Source organism: Sphingomonas sp. SP6, assembly GCF_058313435.1.
The window spans coordinates 305,194-323,227 of the sequence record NZ_JBZFLG010000004.1 but is presented as its reverse complement, the minus strand read 5'-3'; the positions used below and the strand labels follow the sequence as shown (position 1 = coordinate 323,227).

Here is an 18,034-nt window from a genome sequence, read left to right as displayed (position 1 = left end):
CGGCCATCCCCTGGACCAAAGCGTAGCGACTCGCGTCGGCAGGTCTCCTGGCTCGCGGGTCAAAGCTTGGAAGCGCGCCTTCCCAGGTCACCCCAGTGGCTGCGGTGTCTCCACCGCCTGCGCCTCTCGCTCGCCGCTCACAGTTGCAGGGACAGCCGCGGATTGGGAAGGCGAACCTTCCGCACCGCATTCCCGTTTTCAGCCTCTCGCGAGGCACCGGCGCGATCTTCGGCGCCGGGCAAGCCCGGATCCGAAGCCGCGCTCTAGCCGATCGGCGCGAGATCGCAACCCGCGATGTGGCGCGGCCGTATGGGGTGCGGGCGGCAGGACGATGATCAGCCCTTCTTGAGTTCCTCGGGCTTGTGGATCGCCTCCTTGCCCGATTTGTCGCTCTTCACCTTGTACTGCGGCTCGTCCTTGCTCGCCTTGGCGGTGTGGCCGCCCGCCTTGGCAGTGCCGGTCACCTTCTTCACGATCTTGCCGTGGGTCTCGCCCTGGGGCGTGTCCCACTTTACCGTATCGCCGGCCTTGAGGCTCTTGGTCATGCGTCGTCTCCTTGAGGAACGGGGGCGTCGGGGTGGAGTACGCCCGCTTGGCGCAGGTCTTCCCAGAAGTCGGGCGGAATCCTGGCGCGGAGGGCGGCGTGGTCGTGGAGGAGGTGATCGGGCTTGGCCGTGCCGACGATCAGCGCCGCCGCGACATCGGGCGCGAGGCTGAACTGGAGCGCGGCGGCGACCGGATCGACGCCGTGCCGCCCGGCGACCGCACGCAGTGTCGCCAGCCGCTCGCGCTTGTCGGCGGGGATCAGCGTGTTGTCCGCGCCGTAATTGTACCGACCCGCGCCGCCGACGAAACCCGCGTTCAGCGCCGAGCCGACGACGAACGACACGCCCGCCTGCCGCGCGGCGGGAAAGACCTGTTCCACGGCATTGGCATGGTCGATCAGCGAATATTGGCTCGCAAGCAGGTGGATGTCGCTGTCGGCGACCTCCAGGCACCTGAGGATCGGCTGCGGGCAGTTCACGCCCATCCCCCAGGCGTCGATCGTCCCCTCCTCGCGCAGCCGGGTCAGCGCGGGGAAGGCGCCCTTCTCCGCCACCGGCCACAGCGTCTCCCAATCCTCGGGCAGATACGCATTGTCGGGCGACAGATCGTGGACGAAGACGATGTCGAGCCGGTCGAGGCCCATCCGCTGGAGGCTGTCCTCAATCGAGCGCTGCACGCCGTCGGCGGTATAGTCGAAGCGAGGCGTGTTCGGCGACGGACTGAACGGGAAGTACTTGCGGCCATCGTGGCCGCGCGAGGCGCGGAGCAGCTTGCCGACCTTCGACGAGATCACGAACTCGTCGCGCGGCTTGCGCGCCAGGAACCGCCCGAACCGCCGCTCGGCGAGCCCGAGCCCGTACCAGGGCGACACGTCGAAATAGCGCACCCCCGCGTCCCACGCCGCCGAGAGAGTCGCCTCCGCCTGCTCGTCGGTCGCGAAGGCGAACTCGTTGCCGATCGCGACGCCGCCGAGACCGAAGCTGTGCGGGAGGTGGTAGCGGGGCATGGCGGCCTTCCAGTGGATTGCCCGGAAAAACCCCGAACACGCGCAAAGGATGCCACGCCCCTCGCGCCGCGGGGCAGAGCGAGCCGAGGCGAGGGCAGGTCCCACACGGCCGGGGCCGTGGACAGCGCACCGCGCGGGTTATACGTTCGCGGAGCGCCGTTTCCGGCGTAGGGGGGATCATCAATGGCAGCCAAATACGATGTGTCGACGCTTGCTCCGGCCGGGATACTGAGCGCGACCTTCAGCCCGGACGGAACACATCTCTTCGCGTCGACAAGCACGGGCAAGATTTACGAATACAACGTCGCTACCGGTGAGCGGATCGCTACGTGGAACGCCCATGCCACGGTCGGCGCGATTTCGATCAGCGACGACGGCCACTACCTGCTCGCCGCCGGCCACTCGGGTGACCGGGCGGTCGTCGTCCGAATCGACACCACCACCGGCGAGCGGCAGCGGTTTGCTGGAACCGACGGCAACTATCTGGACGTCCAAGTAACCAACGACCATCAGGCGATCCTGAGTGGGGGCGACGGAGACACGCTGGCCGCACTCGATTTCACAACCGGCGAGTTCTCGGCGGTCGATGGCGGCGTCTATTACTCGAGCTATTCGGATCTGACACGCACCGGCCGTTATTCACTGGTTGCCGAGAAAGGCATATCGAACGGCCCGCTTGCGATCTACGATGGCAAAACCGAAGTAATCGTGGCGACCGGAGACGACTACCAGCTCGGCAGCGGCTTCAATTATGGGATTCAGGCTATCAGCGTGAAGGCGGGGCTGGTCGCTCAATTCATCTACTACAATTCCATCTACCTCTACGACCTCGAGCTGCACGGGCTGCGGACCGTGACGGTGAGCGGTACGTTGGGCGGCATGGTCTTCGATAATTCAGGTCGAAATCTATACGTCTACGACATCAACGCCGGAGAAATCGAGAAGTACGACGTAAAGACTTGGAATGTTACTAAGAGCTACGCCGTCGACCCGACCGAATGGAACAACGCAGAAAGCTACGGTGACCAGCTCCACCTGAGTGCGGACGGGCGCTACCTGTCGCTGCTCGACACCAATTCGGGCAAGCTCCAGCTCATCGACCTGCAGCCGGGCAAGTCTGACGCGGCGCCGCTGGCCGATCACGCCTTCGGTCACGACACGGTCGCCCCGGTGTCGCACCTCGGTTCGAATGACCACTGGCCGACGCATCTAGCGCTCGCCTAAACGGGCACGAGGGCGGCGGGTGCGAACCCGTCGCCTTCGCGGTCAACCCAGGCGTCGAGGCGACGGATAGCGCCCTTAGGGCCAATTGCGCGGCCGGGAAGCCCCCCGCGGCTTCCCGAGTCCTCCTTCAGGGTCGCTTGCGCGACCGAGTGACGAGGCCGCGACAAGCCCCTGGCTTATCGCGAGTCTTCTTAGGGCACCTTGCGGTGCCGAGTGATCCGGCCGGGAAGGCGCCCCGCGCCTTCCCGAGTCCGGATCACTCCCACTCGATCGTCCCCGGCGGCTTGCTCGTATAATCGTACGTCACCCGGTTGACCCCGCGCACCTCGTTGATGATCCGGGTCGCGACGCGCTTGAGGAAGCCGCCGGGGAACTCGAACGCCTCGGCCGTCATGCCGTCGACCGAAGTGACCGCGCGCAGCGCCAGGACGCTGTCGTAGGTGCGGCCGTCGCCCATCACGCCGACGCTGCGCACCGGCAGCAACACCGCGAACGCCTGCCAGATCGCGTCATACAGCCCGGCGCTGCGAATCTCCTCCAGGTAGATCGCGTCGGCCTTGCGCAGGATGTCGCAACGCTCCTTGGTCACCTCGCCGGGGATACGGATCGCGAGGCCGGGCCCGGGGAACGGATGCCGGCCGACGAACGCTTGCGGAAGCCCCAGTTCGCGGCCGAGCGCCCTCACCTCGTCCTTGAACAGCTCGCGCAAGGGCTCGACGAGCTTCATGTCCATCCGCTCGGGGAGGCCGCCGACATTGTGGTGGCTCTTGATCGTCACCGACGGCCCGCCGGTGAACGACACGCTTTCGATCACGTCCGGATAGAGGGTGCCCTGCGCCAGGAACTCGGCCCCGCCGATCCGCCTCGCCTCCGCCTCGAACACGTCGATGAAGGTCTTGCCGATGAACTTGCGCTTGGCCTCGGGATCGGTGACGCCGGCGAGGCCCGACAAGAACAGCTCCTCGACGTTCACGTGGACGAGCGGGATGTTGTAGTGATTTCGGAACAGCGCGACGACCTGCTCCGCCTCGCCGCTGCGCATCAGCCCGTGATCGACGAAGACGCAAGTCAGCTGCTCGCCGATCGCCTCGTGGATCAGCACCGCCGCGACCGCCGAATCGACGCCGCCGGAAAGCCCGCAGATCACCCTCCCCCTGCCCACCTGCGCGCGGATCTCGGCGATCTTGGTCCCGCGGAACTCCGCCATCGTCCAGTCGCCGGCAAGCCCGCAGACGTGACGCGCGAAATTGGCGATCAGCTTTCCGCCGTCGGGGGTGTGGACCACCTCCGGGTGGAACTGGACGCCGTAGAAGCGCCGCGCTTCGTCCGCGACCATCGCATAGGGCGCGCCCTCGCTGACGGCGACGGGGACGAAGCCGGGCGGGATCGCGTCGACCTTGTCGCCGTGGCTCATCCAGACCTGGTGCCGCTCGCCCGTCTGCCACAGCCCGTCCGTCAGCGCACAAGGCTGCGTCACCTCGATGAGCGCATGGCCGAACTCGCCGCCGTCGCCCGACATCACCACCGTGCCGCCCAGTTGCGCGCTCATGAGCTGCTGGCCGTAGCAGATGCCGAGCACCGGCACGCCCGCCTCGAAGAAGGCCTGGGGCGCGCGGGGAGACGTCGCCTCGGTGACGCTCGCCGGCCCGCCGGAGAGGATGATCCCCTTGGGCCGCATCCGCGCGAACGCCGCCTCGGCCGACTGGAAGGGCGCGACTTCGCTATAGACGCCCGCCTCGCGAACGCGGCGGGCGATGAGCTGGGTGACCTGGCTGCCGAAATCGACGATGAGGATGCTGTCGGGGTGCTGCATGGCGAGCCTGTAGCGATGGGATCGCGTTCCGAGAAGCCCGGGAACGGAGCGCCCACACGGCTCGTTGCGTCGCTGCAACAAGGAGGATGGTGATGGGTCGCGGATGTCTGCTCTGGGCGGTGGGTGTGCCGCTGCCGGTCGTGCTGATCCTCTATTTTCTGTTCTTCCGGCACTGACGCACGAAAAGGGCCGCCCCGACGCCCGGAGCGGCCCTTCTCATGTTCGCGAGGCGGCTGGTTCAGGCGTCCTCATACTCTTCGTTCGCCACGGGCCCCGAATCCTGCCCCTTGGCGCTGACGTCTCGGTCGACGAACTCGATGATCGCCATCGGCGAAGCATCCGAGGCGCGAATGCCTGCCTTGATGACGCGGGTATAGCCGCCGTTGCGATCGGCGTAGCGGGGCGCGAGGACGTCGAACAGCTTCTGGAGCTGCGCGTCGTCGAGCAGCCGCGCATGGGCGAGACGGCGGTTCGAGAGGCCACCCTTCTTGCCGAGCGTGATCAGCTTTTCGATGTACGGACGGAGCTCCTTCGCCTTGGCGACGGTCGTCGTGATCTGCTCGTGCTTGATGAGGGCGGCGCTCATGTTGCGGAACAGGGCGAGGCGGTGGGCCGAGGTCCGCTGAAGCTTCCGGCCGCCGTAACCGTGACGCATGATATCATCCTTCGTTCGTCAGGGGGCCGTATGAGGTACCCCGCGCCTGGTGACGCTTGAGGCCGTCACCTTCACCTTTCCGCCCCAAGCTCGCTTGGGGAGGGGGACCGCCCGGCGTAGCCGGGTGGTGGAGGGGCGACGCGGCGAAGCCGCGACGTCGGTCCTCGCTCACGCGACGCCGGCCGGGCTGATCGCCAAGCCGGCGGATAGCTTCACTATCCGCCTGCGATCAGCCCATGATTTCCTGCTCGAGCTTCTTCGCCATCTCTTCGATGTTCTCCGGCGGCCAGCCCGGGATTTCCATTCCCAACCGAAGACCCATCGTGTTGAGCACTTCCTTGATCTCGTTCAACGACTTGCGACCGAAGTTCGGGGTGCGCAGCATCTCGGCCTCAGTCTTGCCGACCAGATCGCCGATGTAGATGATGTTGTCGTTCTTGAGGCAATTGGCCGAACGGACCGACAGTTCGAGCTCGTCGACCTTCTTGAGCAGGTAACGGTTGATCTGCTGGGTGTCGCCGATGACTTCGCCCGACGACGGCGCCGGTGCGGCCATGCCGATCGGGGCCGAGCGCGTGACGACCGAATCGTCGAAGTGGACGAACAGCGCCAGCTGGTCCTGGAGGATGCGGCCGGCGTAGCTAACCGCGTCCTCCGGTGTGACGGTGCCGTCGGTCTCGATCGTGAGCGTCAGCTTGTCGTAATCGAGGTCCTGCCCGACGCGGGTCGGATCGACCTTGTACGACACCTGACGCACCGGCGAGTAGAGCGCGTCGACCGGGATCAGCCCGATCGGCGCGTCGGCCGGGCGATTGGCGACCGCGGGGACATAGCCCTTCCCGATATCGGCGGTGAGCTCCATGTTGAGCGTCGCACCCTCGTCGAGGTGGCAGATCACCAGCTCGGGGTTCATCACCTCGATATCGCCCGAGACGGCGATGTCGCCGGCCTTCACTTCGGCGGGGCCGGTGGCTGAGAGCTGGAGCCGCTTCGGCCCCTCGCCCTGCATCCGGATCGCGATCTGCTTCACGTTGAGGACGATGTCGGTCACGTCCTCGCGAACGCCCGCCAACGAGCTGAATTCGTGGAGCACGTTCTCGATCTTGATCGAGGTCACCGCCGCGCCCTGGAGCGACGACAGCAGCACCCGGCGCAGCGCGTTGCCGAGCGTCAGGCCGAAGCCGCGCTCGAGCGGTTCGGCGGTGAAGGTCGCCTTGCGCTTGCCGTCACCGCTCTTCTTCTCGAGCGCGCTCGGCTTCTTGAGTTCCTGCCAGTTCTTTGCGTTGACGGACAAAGCTCACGTCCCCTGGTTGGGCCGGCCAAAACCCCAAGGGGGAGGGGCGCGCCGGCCGAGTCGAAAGCGCGACCGCTCGTCAGCGGTCGCGAAGAAAGATCAGACGCGGCGACGCTTCGACGGCCGCACGCCATTGTGCGGGATCGAGGTCACGTCGCGGATCGAGGTGATCTGGAACCCGACCGCCTGGAGCGCCCGGAGCGCCGATTCACGGCCCGAGCCGGGGCCCTTGACCTCGACCTCGAGCGTGCGGACGCCGTGCTCGGCGGCCTTCTTGCCCGCGTCCTCCGCCGCGACCTGCGCGGCATAGGGCGTCGACTTGCGCGAGCCCTTGAACCCCATCATCCCCGCGGACGACCAGCTGATGGCGTTGCCCTGCGCGTCGGTGATAGTGATCATGGTGTTGTTGAAGCTGGCGTTCACATGCGCCACGCCGGCGGTGATGTTCTTGCGCTCGCGACGGCGAATGCGCTGGGGTGCCTGAGCCATTGATGACGTCCTGAACCTGAAGTGCGGTGGCGATCGAGCCGGTAAAATCGCAAAAGTCACACCTCCTTCACACGTGCGCGCGAGGAGGCGGAGCCCTTACTTCTTCTTGCCCGCGATCGGCTTGGCCTTGCCCTTGCGGGTGCGCGCATTGGTGTGCGTGCGCTGGCCGCGGACCGGCAGGCCCTTGCGATGGCGCAGGCCGCGGTAGCAGGCGAGGTCCATCAACCGCTTGATGTTCATCGCGGTCTCGCGCCGCAGATCGCCCTCGACCTTGTGGTCGGCGTCGATCGCTTCGCGGATCTGGAGCACCTCCTGATCGGTCAGGTCCTGGACGCGGCGCTCGGCGGCGATCTCCAGCTTGTCAGTGATCTGCTTGGCCTTGGTCGGGCCGATGCCGTGGATATATTGGAGCGCGATGATCACGCGCTTGTTGGTCGGGATGTTGACACCCGCGATACGTGCCATGAAACTCAGTCTCCTCGTGCTCCACGGGGCGCGGCATGGTTTCGCACGCCCCATCTCAACGCAGTGATCGTCCGAAACGCAGGAAAGCCGGCAGGCGCTGGACAGCGCCACCGGGACCCGGTGCTGCGGAGTGATGGTCAGGTAAGCGCGCGCCAACGCCCTGTCAAGCGACGGGTTCCCTCAGCTGCCGAAGCTTCCACCATCGCCTGAGCGCGACCACGAACCAGATCAGCTCGACCGCGCCGAACGGCCATGCGCCCTGGAGGAAGCCATAAGCCGATCCCATCAGGCAGCCAAGCGCGAACAGTAACGTCCAGAACGGCGCGCGGTCCTCCAGCACGTAGCAGACGAGCATGAAGGTGACTGCGAACAGGCCGAAGGCGGTGAGCACGTCCCTGGGCGTTGGCCGAGTCGGGCCTCAGAGCGAGGCGTCGACGACGAGGTCGGGAATGGCGGCGGAGGCGACGGGAGAGCCGAACGCAAACTCATTCCGTTCCGCATATCCGCCTTGGACAGGATGGAACATGCGGATCACCCTGCGATCGTTCACGTCGATCACCCAATATTCCGGGACCGCAAAGCGCGCGTAAAGCTCCGCCTTCTTCACCAGGTCGTAGCGGAGCGTGCTCGAAGAGACCTCGAATGCGGTGCGGATTGACTCCCGAGCTAAGAGTCCGTCGCCGCCATCGTCTACGGCCACCGTAAGGTCAGACTCCGGCAGATTGTGATCGTCGAGTCGGGTCGAGACCGGGCTGAAAGCGATTAGTCCGACGTCCGCCTTCCGCACGGCGACGACCAACTCGTGCATCATCGCGGCGAGGGTGCGAGCGTGCGGTCGATACGTCGGGCTCACGCCGACTATTTCACCGTCGATCAACTCCATGTGTTTGCTGTCGAACACCCCCGCCTCGTCGAGGATCAGGAACTCCTCGACGGCCAGCTTGTGGCGGATCGGACCCTCGACGTCCGCATCGGCGATCGGCTGTTCGTGTCCCATCGCGCCAGTCTACCAGCCGGCCGCCGGCCTCACAACGGTATTAGGATGCGCGCGACCAGACCCGGCCGCGCGTCGTCGAGCTCGAACCGGCCGCCGTGGAGCCGCGCCACCGCGTCGACCAGCGCCATCCCCAGCCCCGCCCCCGGCGTCGAGCGCGCCGCATCCAGCCGGCCGAACCGGCGCAGCGCGACCGCGCGATCCCCGGGCGCGATGCCGGGGCCGCGATCGACGACCTCGATCGCGACCATCCCGAAGCTGTCGCGGAGCCGCAGGATCACCGTCCCGCCCGCCGCGCCGTGCTTCAATGCGTTGTCCACGAGGTTGGTCACCGCCTGGCTCAGCAGCTCGCGGTGGATCGGCAGCCGGACGGGCGCGGTGTCGTTCTCGACCGCGAAGGCGAAGCCGGCATCCTCCGCCAGAGGCTCGTAGAGGTCGGCGATCTCCTCGATCAGATCGGCGGGATCGGCACGGACGAAGCGGTCGGCGGAGACCTGCTCGGCGCGGCTGATCTCGATGAGCGTGGTCAGCATCCGCATGACCAGGTCGCATTCGGCGAGCAGCCCGCCCAGTGCCGCCTCACGCGACGCGCCTTCCGGCTGAAGCACCGCCTGCTCGGTCTTGGCGCGCAGCCGGGCGAGCGGCGACCGCAGGTCGTGGGCGAGACCGTCCGTCACCACCCGCAGCTCCCCCATCAGCGCCTCGACCTTGTCGAGCGTGCGGTTGAGCCGGTCCGACAGACGATCGAAGGCGTCGCCGCCGCGTGCTTCGAGCGGGACGCGCCGGGTCAGATCCCCCTCCCCCACCGCCTCGATCACCCCCGAGATCCGGAGCAGCCGCCGCGCGACATACCGCGAGACGATCCATCCGCCGAGCGCGCCGAACACGACCGCGACGATCATGCCGATCGCGAGCGCGCGTTCGAGCGCGCGCTGCTGATCGTCGAGCGTCGACAGCTGACGCGCCACCAGCAGGTAGGCTTCGCCGCCGACCGGCCGGACGACGTAGCCCGCGTCGGTGCGCCAGCCGTCCGCATCCCCGATCCGCCCGATCCGAAACCCGGTGGCATCCAGCGAGACGCGCGGCCGCTGCGGGCCGGTGCCGAGAATCCGCGCGCCGGTCGGGCCGAGCAGCGCGGTCGCCCCGGTCTGGTCGCCAGGATCGGCGGCGTCGCCCACCGCCTGCCGCACCGCGGCGGGGCCGCCGCGTGCCGAGGCGGCGAGCGCCTCGGCCTGCTCGACGGTTCCTCGCTTGAGCTGCTCGAACGCCGCCGCGCGGGCCTGGTGGCGGACGAAGACGAGGACGGCGAGGTTCGACGCCAGCGCCAGCGCGATCGTCAGCAGCGCGATCCGCGCGGTGACCGACAGCCGCATCAACCTTCCGGAGAAAGGCGGTAACCCGCACCGCGGACGGTGTGAAGGATCGGCGCGGCGAATCCGTCCTCCAGCTTGCGGCGGAGCCGGCCGATGTGGACGTCGACGACGTTCGAGCCCGGATCGAAGTGGTAGTTCCAGATCTTCTCGAGCATCATCGTCCGGGTCACGACCTGGCCGGCATTGCGCGCGAGATATTCAAGGAGTGTGAACTCGCGTGCGCCCAGCGGAATGGCGCGGCCGGCGCGGGTGACCTGGCGCGCGAGCAGGTCGATCTCGAGATCGCCGACCTCGATCCTGGTCTTCTGCGGCTCGGCCGAACCGCGCGCCGAGCGGCGGAGCAGCGATTCGACGCGCGCGGTCAGTTCGGCGAACGAATAGGGCTTGCACAGATAGTCGTCGGCGCCGGCCCTGAGCCCGTCGACCCGGTGGTCGACGCTGGCGAGCGCGGAGAGGATCAGGATCGGGGTCTCGATCCCGGCCGCACGGATCGCGGCGGTCATCGCCGCGCCGTCGAGCCCGGGCAGCATCCTGTCGGCGACGATCAGATCGAACACGCCCTCGCTCGCCAGAAACAATCCGTCGCGGCCGTTGCCGCACGATTCGACCGTGAACCCGGCCTCGGCCAACCCCTTGGCCAAATAGGACGCGGCGGCGGCGTCATCCTCGACGATCAGGATCTTGCGGCTCATGTCGCTTGCGACCTTACGAAAAAAGCCGGCGGGACGCGAGCGTCCCGCCGGCCTCGGCACCCCCGGGAGTTCGGGCACCGATCTCGTGACGTGACGTCACCCCTTGTGCTTGCCTCCGGCCTTGTGGCCGTGCGCGCGGGAGTGACCCGCCTTGGATTGCCCGCCTCCGTGCTTGCCGTGCGCCAGCGCGGGAGACGCAACGAGCGCGAGCGCAGCGGCAGAAACAAGGAAGCGGACCATCGTGATCTCCGTTGGGCCGGCGACGGGGAGACGCCGGCCACGGGACTGGAGATACCCGCCCGCACCCGTCGCCGCGGTGACGGGGGAATGAAAAGAGTGTCATGTCGACGTGCCCTCTCCCGGTCGCGGGAGAGGAAAAGGATCAGCGTCCGTCGAGGATCGCGGCGATCGCCTCGGTCACATGCGCGATGTCGGCCATGCCGTCGACACGGCGGACCAGCCCGCGCGCCTCGTACCCAGGAAGGATCGGCGCGGTCTTGGCCCGATATTCGGCCATGCGCGTGCGCACGGTCTGTTCGTTGTCGTCGGGACGGCGCTTAAACTCGCGATGCCCGCAGACGTCGCAGATGCCTTCGACCTGGGGCAGCTTGAACGAATCGTGATAGCCGGCGCCGCAATTGGCGCAGGTGAACCGGCCGACGATCCTCTCGACGAGCGCGTCTTCGTCGACCGCAAGCTCGATCACGTGATCGAGCGTCTGACCGCGCTCCTCGAGCAGAAAATCGAGTGCGTCGGCCTGGGGCTCGGTGCGCGGATAGCCGTCGAAGATCGCGCCCGTGCCGATGCCGCGGTCCATCCGCTCGCCGATCAGCGCGGAGACGATCGCGTCCGACACGAGCTCGCCCGCTTCCATCACCGCCTTGGCCCTGAGCCCGACCGGCGTGCCCGCCTTCACTGCCGCGCGCAGCATGTCGCCGGTCGACAGCTGGACCATGCCGCGATCGGCCTCGAGCCGATGCGCCTGGGTCCCCTTGCCCGCTCCGGGCGGCCCGAGAAGAATGATGTTCACGCGCGAACGGACTCCCATACGTTCGGAATTAACGCAAGCGGCTTAGCCGCCGCGGGCTCAGCGCAGCCGACCGCCCTTGAGCTTCGCCTTCTTGATCAGGTCGCCGTACTGATGTGCGAGCAGGTGCGACTGGATCTGCGTCACCGTGTCCATCGTCACGTTGACGACGATCAGCAGCGACGTGCCGCCAAGGTAGAAGGGGATCGACAGCGCCGAAACCAGGTATTCGGGCACGACGCAGATGAAGGTCAGATAGGCCGCGCCGATCACGGTGATGCGGGTCAGCACGTAGTCGAAATAGACCTCGGTGTTCTTGCCCGGCCGGATGCCGGGGACGAACCCGCCGTAGCGCTTCAGGTTCTCCGCCGTCTCCTCGGGGTTGAAGACCACCGCGGTGTAGAAGAACGAGAAGAAGATGATCCCGGCGGCGTACAGGATCATGTACGCCGGGGCGCCGTGCTGGAGGTACTGATTCAGCGAGATGATGATGTCGCCCCAGCGGCTCTCGCCCTGGACGGCCTTGCCCGCGAACTGCGAGATCGTCAGCGGCATGAGCAGCAGCGACGAGGCGAAGATCGGCGGGATCACGCCCGCGGTGTTGAGCTTGAGCGGCAGGTGGCTGCGATCGGCCTGGACCCCCCGCTGGGTCTGCCGCTTGGGATATTGGATCAGGATGCGGCGCTGAGCGCGCTCCATGAAGCAGATCAGCAGGATCAGCCCCGCGACCGCCAGGATGATCGCGATGAGCGTCACCGGGTTCATCGAGCCGGTCCGCCCGCCCTCCAGCAGGTTCTTCAGCGTCGTCGGCAGATGGGCGACGATCCCGGCCATGATGATCAGCGACACGCCGTTGCCGATGCCGCGACTGGTGATCTGCTCGCCCAGCCACATCAGGAACATGGTGCCGCCGATCAGCGAGATGACGGCGTTGATGCGGAACAGCAGTCCGGGCTCGACCACCGCCTGCACACCCTGGCTCGCGCCGAGCGCCTCGAGCCCGACGGCGATGAAATAGCCCTGGATCGCGGTCAGCGCGACGGTGCCGTAGCGGGTGTATTGGTTCAGCCGCTTGCGGCCGCTCTCGCCCTCCTTCTTGATCGCGGCGAGCTGCGGCGACAGCGAGGTCGCGAGCTGCACGACGATCGACGCGGTGATGTACGGCATCACCCCGAGCGCGATCAGCGACATGCGGCTGAGCGACCCGCCCGAGAAGGTGTTGAAGAAATCGAGCACGCCGCCCTTCGTCTGGTCGGCGAGGAGCCCCAACGCGGTCGGATCGATGCCCGGCAGCGGCACGTAGCTGAGCATCCGGAACACGATCAGCGCGCCGATGGTGAACCACAGCCGCTTCTTGAGGTCGGTCGCCTTGGCGAATTTCGCCAGGCTGATGCTTTGCGCCATCTGGTCGGCTGCGGATGCCATCGTGATCGAATGCCCTGAAACGGAAAGCGGCGGGATGCGTTGTGACCCGCCCCGCCGCCCATATAGGCGGCCGGGCCGCCTTGTCACCTGCTCCCCTCCCGCGCACGGGAAGGGAGAGGAGGTTACGCCTTGAACGAGGCTTTGTGCGCCTGGCGCTCCTTGTACTTCACGCCCTTCTTGGCGGCAGCCTTGTCGGCCGCGGAGACGACCTCGATCACGGTGACCGTGCCGCCCGCCTTCTCGATCGCCGCACGCGCGCCGGCGGAGACGCCCGCGACCGTAAGGGTCAGCGCCGTCGAGAGATCACCCTTGCCGAGCACGCGGACGCCGTCCTTGCCCCCGCGGGCGAGCCCCGCCGCCTGGAGGGCAGCATGGTCGAGCGAGGCGCCCGCCGCGATCTTGCCGGCGTCGACCGCCATCTGGATCGCACCGAGGTTCACCTCGGCGTAATCCTTGGCGAAGATGTTGTTGAAGCCGCGCTTCGGCAGCCGCATGTGGAGCGGCATCTGGCCGCCTTCGAAGCCGGCGATCGAGACACCTTCACGGCTCTTCTGACCCTTCTGGCCGCGCCCGCCGGTCTTGCCCTTGCCGGAGCCGATGCCGCGGCCGACCCGCATGCGACGGTGGCGCGCACCTTCGTTGTCGCGCAGTTCGTTCAGTTTCATGGATGCACTCGCTTTCGCTTGTCACGCGCAGACGGGAAGAGGCCCGCCACCCACCCCGTCTCCCGGCGGGCGCCGGGACGACGGGTCGAGGTCAGCCCTCCTGAACCTCGATCATGTGATGCACCTTGCGGATCATGCCCCTGACCTCGGGGGTGTCCTCGAGCTCCGAGACGCGGTGCATCTTGTTGAGGCCGAGGCCGATCAGCGTCGCGCGCTGCTCCTTGCCACGGCGGATCGGCGAACCGGTCTGCTTGATCTTGATGGTCGCCATGTCGATTACTCCACGAGCGCCGCGGCGTCCGCCTCGGCCACTTCGGCGGTCGCGCCGTGGCCGCGGCCGAGCAGGTCGGCGATCTTCTTGCCACGCCGCTGCGCCACCGACTTCGGCGAAGTCTGGTCGCCCAGCGCCTCGAAGGTGGCGCGGATCATGTTGTACGGGTTGGACGTGCCGACCGACTTGGTCACCACATCGGCGACGCCGAGCGATTCGAAGATCGCGCGCATCGGACCGCCCGCGATGATCCCGGTCCCCTGCGGGGCCGAGCGCAAGGTCACCCGACCCGCGCCGAAATGACCGTTGCCGTCGTGGTGGAGCGTGCGGCCCTCCTTCAGCGGGATGCGGACCATGCCCTTCTTGGCGGCCGCGGTCGCCTTCGAGATCGCCTCCGGCACTTCGCGCGCCTTGCCATGGCCGAACCCGACCCGGCCCTTGCCGTCGCCCACGACGACCAGCGCCGCGAAGCCGAAGCGCTTGCCGCCCTTCACCGTCTTAGAGACGCGGTTGATGTGGACCAGCTTCTCGATCAGCTCCTCGCCGCCGTCGTCGGAGCCGCGCGGGCCGCCGCGATTGTCGCGACCACGCCCACCGTCGCGCCCGCCGCGATTGCCGCCCGGGCCACCGCGGCCACGACCGCCGCCGCCGCCGGGACCACCCCGACCGCGACCGCCGCCGCCTTGACCCTGATAACCGCCACCGCCGCCCGTGTTGGAGCCGCCGGTGTTAGCGCCGGCGTCGCCGGCGGGAGCCTCAACCGCGGCGGGAGCGCCGGGCTGCGACTGGATATCGTTGGTATCGGCCATTCTCTAGAACTCCAGTCCGGCTTCGCGCGCCGCGTCGGCCAGCGCCTTGACGCGGCCGTGATAAAGGAAGCCGCCACGGTCGAAGACGACCTGGGTGACGCCTGCCGCCTTGGCCGCCTCGGCGAGGCGCTTGCCCACTTCGGTTGCCGCAGCGACGTTCGCGGTCGAACCCTCGTGACCGGCCAGCGTCGAAGCCGAGGCAACGGTGCGCCCCTCCGCGTCGTCGATGACCTGCGCGTAGATGTGCTTGCCCGAGCGATGCACGCTGAGCCGCGGGCGGGCGCCCGAGCGCGCGCGCAGCGCGGTACGGTTGCGGCGACGCCGCTTCTCGAAGAGCGAAAGACCCTTGCTCACTTCTTCTTCCCTTCCTTGCGGAAGATATATTCGCCGTCGTACTTGATGCCCTTGCCCTTGTACGGCTCGGGCTTGCGCCAACGGCGGATCTCCGCGGCCAACTGGCCGACCTTCTGCTTGTCGGCGCCGCTGATCTCGACGGTGGTCGCGTCCGGCGTCTTCACGTCGAGGCCTTCCGGCACCGCGATGTCGACGTCGTGGCTGTAGCCGAGCTTGAGGTTCAGCTTGCGGCCCTGCGCCGCGGCGCGGTAGCCGACGCCGTTGATCAGGAGCTTCTTGGTGAAGCCCTCGGTCACGCCGGTCACCAGGTTCTGGACCAGGGTGCGCTGCATACCCCAGAAGGCGCGCGCGCGCTTGGTCTCGTTCGCCGGCTTCACCGCGATGACGTCCGCCTGGATGTCATAGCTGATGTCGTCCGCGAGCGGGAGCGTCAGCGTCCCCTTCGGGCCCTTCACGCTCATCACCTTGCCGGCGATGCTCGCGGTGACGCCCGACGGGATCGGGACCGCCACTTTACCGATGCGGCTCATCAGAACACCTCCGCGAGGACTTCGCCGCCGACGTTCTGCTCGCGCGCCTCGGCATCCGAGAGCACGCCGCGCGGCGTCGACACGATGGTGATGCCCAGGCCGTTCATGACCCGCGGCAGATCCTGGCTGCCCGAATAGACGCGGCGGCCCGGCTTCGAGACGCGCGCGACATGCTTGATCGCGGGCTGACCCTCGAAATACTTAAGTTCGATCCGGACGCCCTTGGCGGGCCCCATCTCTTCCTCGGAATAGCCGCGGATATAACCCTCGCGCTGGAGCACGTCGAGCACGCGGACGCGCAGCTTGGACGCGGGCGAGAGGACGGAATCCTTGCGCGCACGCTGGCCGTTGCGGATGCGGGTGAGCAGGTCACCCAGGGGATCGGTCACTGCCATTGGATACGTCCCTTACCAGCTCGACTTGGTGAGGCCGGGGATCAGACCCTTATTGGCCAGATCGCGCAGCATCACGCGGGCGAGGCGGAACTTGCGATAATAAGCGCGCGGGCGCCCGGTCAGCTCGCACCGGTTCCGGATGCGGGTCGGGTTCGCGTTGCGCGGCAGCTCGGCCATCTTGAGGCGCGCGATCATCCGCTCGCCCTCGTCGAGGGTCTTGTCGTTCGCCTGCGCCCGCAGCTTCGCGTACTTCGGCGCATACTGCTTCACCAGCTTCTTGCGCCGCTCGTTCTTGTTGATCGAACTCAGTTTCGCCATGGACTTAAGCTCTCTTTATCTAACCAGGAGGACGGTCACGCCGCCTTCTTCTCTTCGCCCGACTCTTCGATCGGGAACGGGAAGCCGAACAGACGGAGCAGCTCGCGCGCCTCGTCGTCGGTCTTCGCCGTGGTGGTGACGATCACGTCCATGCCGCGCACCTTGTCGATGCGGTCATAGTTGATCTCGGGGAAGATGATCTGCTCGCGGATGCCGCACGCATAATTGCCGCGCCCGTCGAAGCTCTTCGGGTTCAGGCCGCGGAAATCGCGGACGCGGGGGAGCGCGATCGTGATGAAGCGATCGAGGAACTCGTACATCCGCTCGCGGCGCAAGGTGACCTTGACGCCGATCGGCATGCCCTCGCGCAGCTTGAACTGCGCGATCGACTTCTTCGCCTTGGTGACGACCGGCTTCTGCCCGGCGATCAGCTCCATCTCGGAGGCGGCCTGCTCGACCCGCTTCTTGTCCTGGGTCGCCTCGCCGACGCCCATGTTGAGCACGATCTTCTCGATGCGCGGGATCTCCAGCGCGTTCGAATAGCCGAACTTCTCCTGCATCGCCTGCACGATGCGATCGTCGTAGATGGCCCGCATCCGGGGCTTGTAGGCATCAGCCATCGATCTTGGCTCCCGTCTTCACGGCCACGCGGACCTTCTTGCCGTCCTGGATCTCGTACCGGACGCGCGTCGGCTTGCCGTCGGCGGTGACGTGCGCGACCTTGGACACGTGGAGCGGCGCCTCGAACCGGTCGAGCCCGCCCTGCGGGTTCGACTGATCGGGCTTGCGATGGCGCGTCGCGACATTGACGCCGCCGACGATCACCTTGGCATCCTTCGGCATCGCCTGCGTGACGGTGCCCGTCTTGCCCTTGTCCTTGCCGCTGAGGACAATCACCTGATCGCCCCGCTTGATCTTCATCTTGCCGCTGCCCGCGACCGAGACCTTCTTCGCAATGCTCATCACAGCACCTCCGGCGCGAGGCTGATCACCTTCATGTGACCACGCGCGCGCAGTTCGCGGACGACGGGGCCGAAGATGCGGGTGCCGATCGGCTCCTCGTTCTTGTTGACCAGCACCGCCGCGTTGGAATCGAAGCGGATGGTCGAGCCGTCCGGACGATGGATGTCCTTCGCGGTGCGGACGATGACGGCGCGGTGAACGTCGCCCTTCTTCACGCGGCCGCGCGGCTGCGCTTCCTTGATGCTGACGACGATGATGTCGCCAACGCCGGCGACCCGACGCTTCGACCCGCCGAGCACCTTGATGCACTGCACCCGCTTCGCGCCGCTGTTGTCGGCGACCTCGAGATTGGACTGCATCTGGATCATCGATCCGATTCCTTCTCAACTGGGGCCGATTGCTGACCGGCGCCCGCCTTGGTTAAACGTCAGGCTGCAGCAGCCGCCTCTTCGCCCGACAGCTCGACCCGCTCGGGCGTGAGATGGGTGTTCACCCGATCCAGCACCTTCCAGGTCTTCAGCTTCGACATCGGCGCGATCTCCTCGATCCGCACGGTCTCGCCGGCCTTGAACTCGTTCGCCTCGTCATGGGCGTGATACTTCTTCGAACGGCGGATGATCTTGCCGTAGAGCGGGTGCTTGACCTTGCGCTCGACGTTGACGACCACCGTCTTCTCGCCCTTGTCGGAGACGATCACCCCAGTCAGCACGCGCTTCGGCATGGACC

The 18,034-nt window shown here is 67.1% G+C and carries 25 protein-coding genes and 1 riboswitch; of the genes, 1 reads left to right on the top strand and 24 read right to left on the bottom strand.

The genetic code is table 11. The features are described 5' to 3' along the window. Positions 1-20 precede the first annotated feature (20 nt). Positions 21-236: riboswitch (cobalamin riboswitch) on the bottom strand. A gap of 99 nt (positions 237-335) precedes the next feature. Together AC4GYY_RS15045 and AC4GYY_RS15040 are read right to left on the bottom strand one after the other, a co-directional pair. Further along, positions 336-545 carry a hypervirulence associated TUDOR domain-containing protein gene (locus AC4GYY_RS15045; protein ID WP_491121687.1) on the bottom strand — a complete coding sequence of 70 codons (210 nt, stop codon included), beginning with the start codon at positions 543-545 and terminating at the stop codon, positions 336-338. After that, positions 542-1,552, bottom strand: coding sequence for an aldo/keto reductase (locus AC4GYY_RS15040; protein WP_491121686.1), 1,011 nt, complete (start codon positions 1,550-1,552; stop codon positions 542-544). Before AC4GYY_RS15040 ends, AC4GYY_RS15045 begins: the two co-directional genes overlap by 4 nt. Before the next feature lie 183 nt (positions 1,553-1,735). On the opposite strand from AC4GYY_RS15040, the gene AC4GYY_RS15035 reads away from it, so the two are divergent. Beyond that, complete coding sequence (locus AC4GYY_RS15035) at positions 1,736-2,776, top strand: hypothetical protein (RefSeq protein WP_491121685.1); 1,041 nt, start codon at positions 1,736-1,738, stop codon at positions 2,774-2,776. A 256-nt stretch (positions 2,777-3,032) separates the two neighbouring features. Here AC4GYY_RS15035 and guaA read toward each other — a convergent pair whose 3' ends face one another. The 22 genes from guaA to rpsQ all read right to left on the bottom strand — a co-directional run bounded on the left by guaA (position 3,033) and on the right by rpsQ (position 18,029). Next, positions 3,033-4,589 (bottom strand): glutamine-hydrolyzing GMP synthase, encoded by a 1,557-nt coding sequence (gene guaA, locus AC4GYY_RS15030; RefSeq protein WP_491121684.1) that lies wholly within the window; start codon positions 4,587-4,589, stop codon positions 3,033-3,035. Positions 4,590-4,827: 238 nt separating this feature from the next. Then, entirely contained in the window at positions 4,828-5,244 is a 417-nt protein-coding gene (gene rplQ / locus AC4GYY_RS15025; RefSeq protein ID WP_491121683.1) for a 50S ribosomal protein L17, read from the bottom strand. 229 nt (positions 5,245-5,473) lie between these two features. Beyond that, on the bottom strand, positions 5,474-6,538 hold the full coding sequence (locus tag AC4GYY_RS15020; protein ID WP_491121682.1) for a DNA-directed RNA polymerase subunit alpha: 1,065 nt from the start codon (positions 6,536-6,538) through the stop codon (positions 5,474-5,476). 99 nt (positions 6,539-6,637) lie between these two features. Continuing rightward, the gene (rpsK, locus tag AC4GYY_RS15015) at positions 6,638-7,027 is read right to left on the bottom strand and encodes a 30S ribosomal protein S11 (protein ID WP_019516037.1); all 390 of its coding nucleotides are present in this window, start codon (positions 7,025-7,027) and stop codon (positions 6,638-6,640) included. A gap of 96 nt (positions 7,028-7,123) precedes the next feature. Further along, entirely contained in the window at positions 7,124-7,492 is a 369-nt protein-coding gene (gene rpsM / locus AC4GYY_RS15010) for a 30S ribosomal protein S13 (RefSeq protein ID WP_491121681.1), read from the bottom strand. Between the two features lie 163 nt (positions 7,493-7,655). Next, complete coding sequence (locus AC4GYY_RS15005) at positions 7,656-7,883, bottom strand: hypothetical protein (RefSeq protein WP_491121680.1); 228 nt, start codon at positions 7,881-7,883, stop codon at positions 7,656-7,658. 27 nt (positions 7,884-7,910) lie between these two features. Next, entirely contained in the window at positions 7,911-8,489 is a 579-nt protein-coding gene (locus AC4GYY_RS15000; RefSeq protein WP_491121679.1) for a Uma2 family endonuclease, read from the bottom strand. Between the two features lie 29 nt (positions 8,490-8,518). Next, positions 8,519-9,859, bottom strand: coding sequence for a sensor histidine kinase (locus tag AC4GYY_RS14995; RefSeq protein ID WP_491121678.1), 1,341 nt, complete (start codon positions 9,857-9,859; stop codon positions 8,519-8,521). Next, complete coding sequence (locus AC4GYY_RS14990) at positions 9,859-10,551, bottom strand: response regulator transcription factor (protein ID WP_491121677.1); 693 nt, start codon at positions 10,549-10,551, stop codon at positions 9,859-9,861. Before AC4GYY_RS14990 ends, AC4GYY_RS14995 begins: the two co-directional genes overlap by 1 nt. 382 nt (positions 10,552-10,933) lie before the next feature. Further along, positions 10,934-11,581 carry an adenylate kinase gene (locus tag AC4GYY_RS14985; protein ID WP_491121676.1) on the bottom strand — a complete coding sequence of 216 codons (648 nt, stop codon included), beginning with the start codon at positions 11,579-11,581 and terminating at the stop codon, positions 10,934-10,936. Positions 11,582-11,638: 57 nt separating this feature from the next. Then, the gene (gene secY, locus AC4GYY_RS14980; protein WP_491121675.1) at positions 11,639-13,003 is read right to left on the bottom strand and encodes a preprotein translocase subunit SecY; all 1,365 of its coding nucleotides are present in this window, start codon (positions 13,001-13,003) and stop codon (positions 11,639-11,641) included. Between the two features lie 122 nt (positions 13,004-13,125). Continuing rightward, positions 13,126-13,668, bottom strand: coding sequence for a 50S ribosomal protein L15 (rplO, locus tag AC4GYY_RS14975; RefSeq protein ID WP_491121674.1), 543 nt, complete (start codon positions 13,666-13,668; stop codon positions 13,126-13,128). A 91-nt stretch (positions 13,669-13,759) separates the two neighbouring features. Further along, positions 13,760-13,939 (bottom strand): 50S ribosomal protein L30, encoded by a 180-nt coding sequence (gene rpmD / locus AC4GYY_RS14970; protein ID WP_491121673.1) that lies wholly within the window; start codon positions 13,937-13,939, stop codon positions 13,760-13,762. A gap of 5 nt (positions 13,940-13,944) precedes the next feature. Then, the gene (gene rpsE, locus AC4GYY_RS14965; RefSeq protein ID WP_491121672.1) at positions 13,945-14,748 is read right to left on the bottom strand and encodes a 30S ribosomal protein S5; all 804 of its coding nucleotides are present in this window, start codon (positions 14,746-14,748) and stop codon (positions 13,945-13,947) included. A gap of 3 nt (positions 14,749-14,751) precedes the next feature. Continuing rightward, the gene (rplR, locus tag AC4GYY_RS14960) at positions 14,752-15,102 is read right to left on the bottom strand and encodes a 50S ribosomal protein L18 (RefSeq protein ID WP_491121671.1); all 351 of its coding nucleotides are present in this window, start codon (positions 15,100-15,102) and stop codon (positions 14,752-14,754) included. Further along, the gene (rplF, locus tag AC4GYY_RS14955; protein ID WP_491121670.1) at positions 15,099-15,632 is read right to left on the bottom strand and encodes a 50S ribosomal protein L6; all 534 of its coding nucleotides are present in this window, start codon (positions 15,630-15,632) and stop codon (positions 15,099-15,101) included. Before rplF ends, rplR begins: the two co-directional genes overlap by 4 nt. Next, positions 15,632-16,027, bottom strand: a complete 396-nt coding sequence (gene rpsH / locus AC4GYY_RS14950) for a 30S ribosomal protein S8 (RefSeq protein ID WP_491121669.1) — start codon at positions 16,025-16,027, stop codon at positions 15,632-15,634. The genes rplF and rpsH overlap by 1 nt, the downstream gene beginning before the upstream one ends. A gap of 12 nt (positions 16,028-16,039) precedes the next feature. Continuing rightward, positions 16,040-16,345, bottom strand: coding sequence for a 30S ribosomal protein S14 (rpsN, locus tag AC4GYY_RS14945; RefSeq protein ID WP_491121668.1), 306 nt, complete (start codon positions 16,343-16,345; stop codon positions 16,040-16,042). 35 nt (positions 16,346-16,380) lie between these two features. Then, positions 16,381-16,965, bottom strand: a complete 585-nt coding sequence (gene rplE / locus AC4GYY_RS14940; protein WP_491121667.1) for a 50S ribosomal protein L5 — start codon at positions 16,963-16,965, stop codon at positions 16,381-16,383. Next, a complete protein-coding gene (rplX, locus tag AC4GYY_RS14935; RefSeq protein ID WP_491122020.1) occupies positions 16,958-17,266 on the bottom strand; it encodes a 50S ribosomal protein L24 in 309 nt (102 codons plus the stop codon). Before rplX ends, rplE begins: the two co-directional genes overlap by 8 nt. 41 nt (positions 17,267-17,307) lie before the next feature. Beyond that, positions 17,308-17,676 (bottom strand): 50S ribosomal protein L14, encoded by a 369-nt coding sequence (gene rplN, locus AC4GYY_RS14930; protein ID WP_491121666.1) that lies wholly within the window; start codon positions 17,674-17,676, stop codon positions 17,308-17,310. A gap of 59 nt (positions 17,677-17,735) precedes the next feature. Further along, complete coding sequence (gene rpsQ / locus AC4GYY_RS14925; RefSeq protein WP_491121665.1) at positions 17,736-18,029, bottom strand: 30S ribosomal protein S17; 294 nt, start codon at positions 18,027-18,029, stop codon at positions 17,736-17,738. Positions 18,030-18,034: the final 5 nt, after the last annotated feature.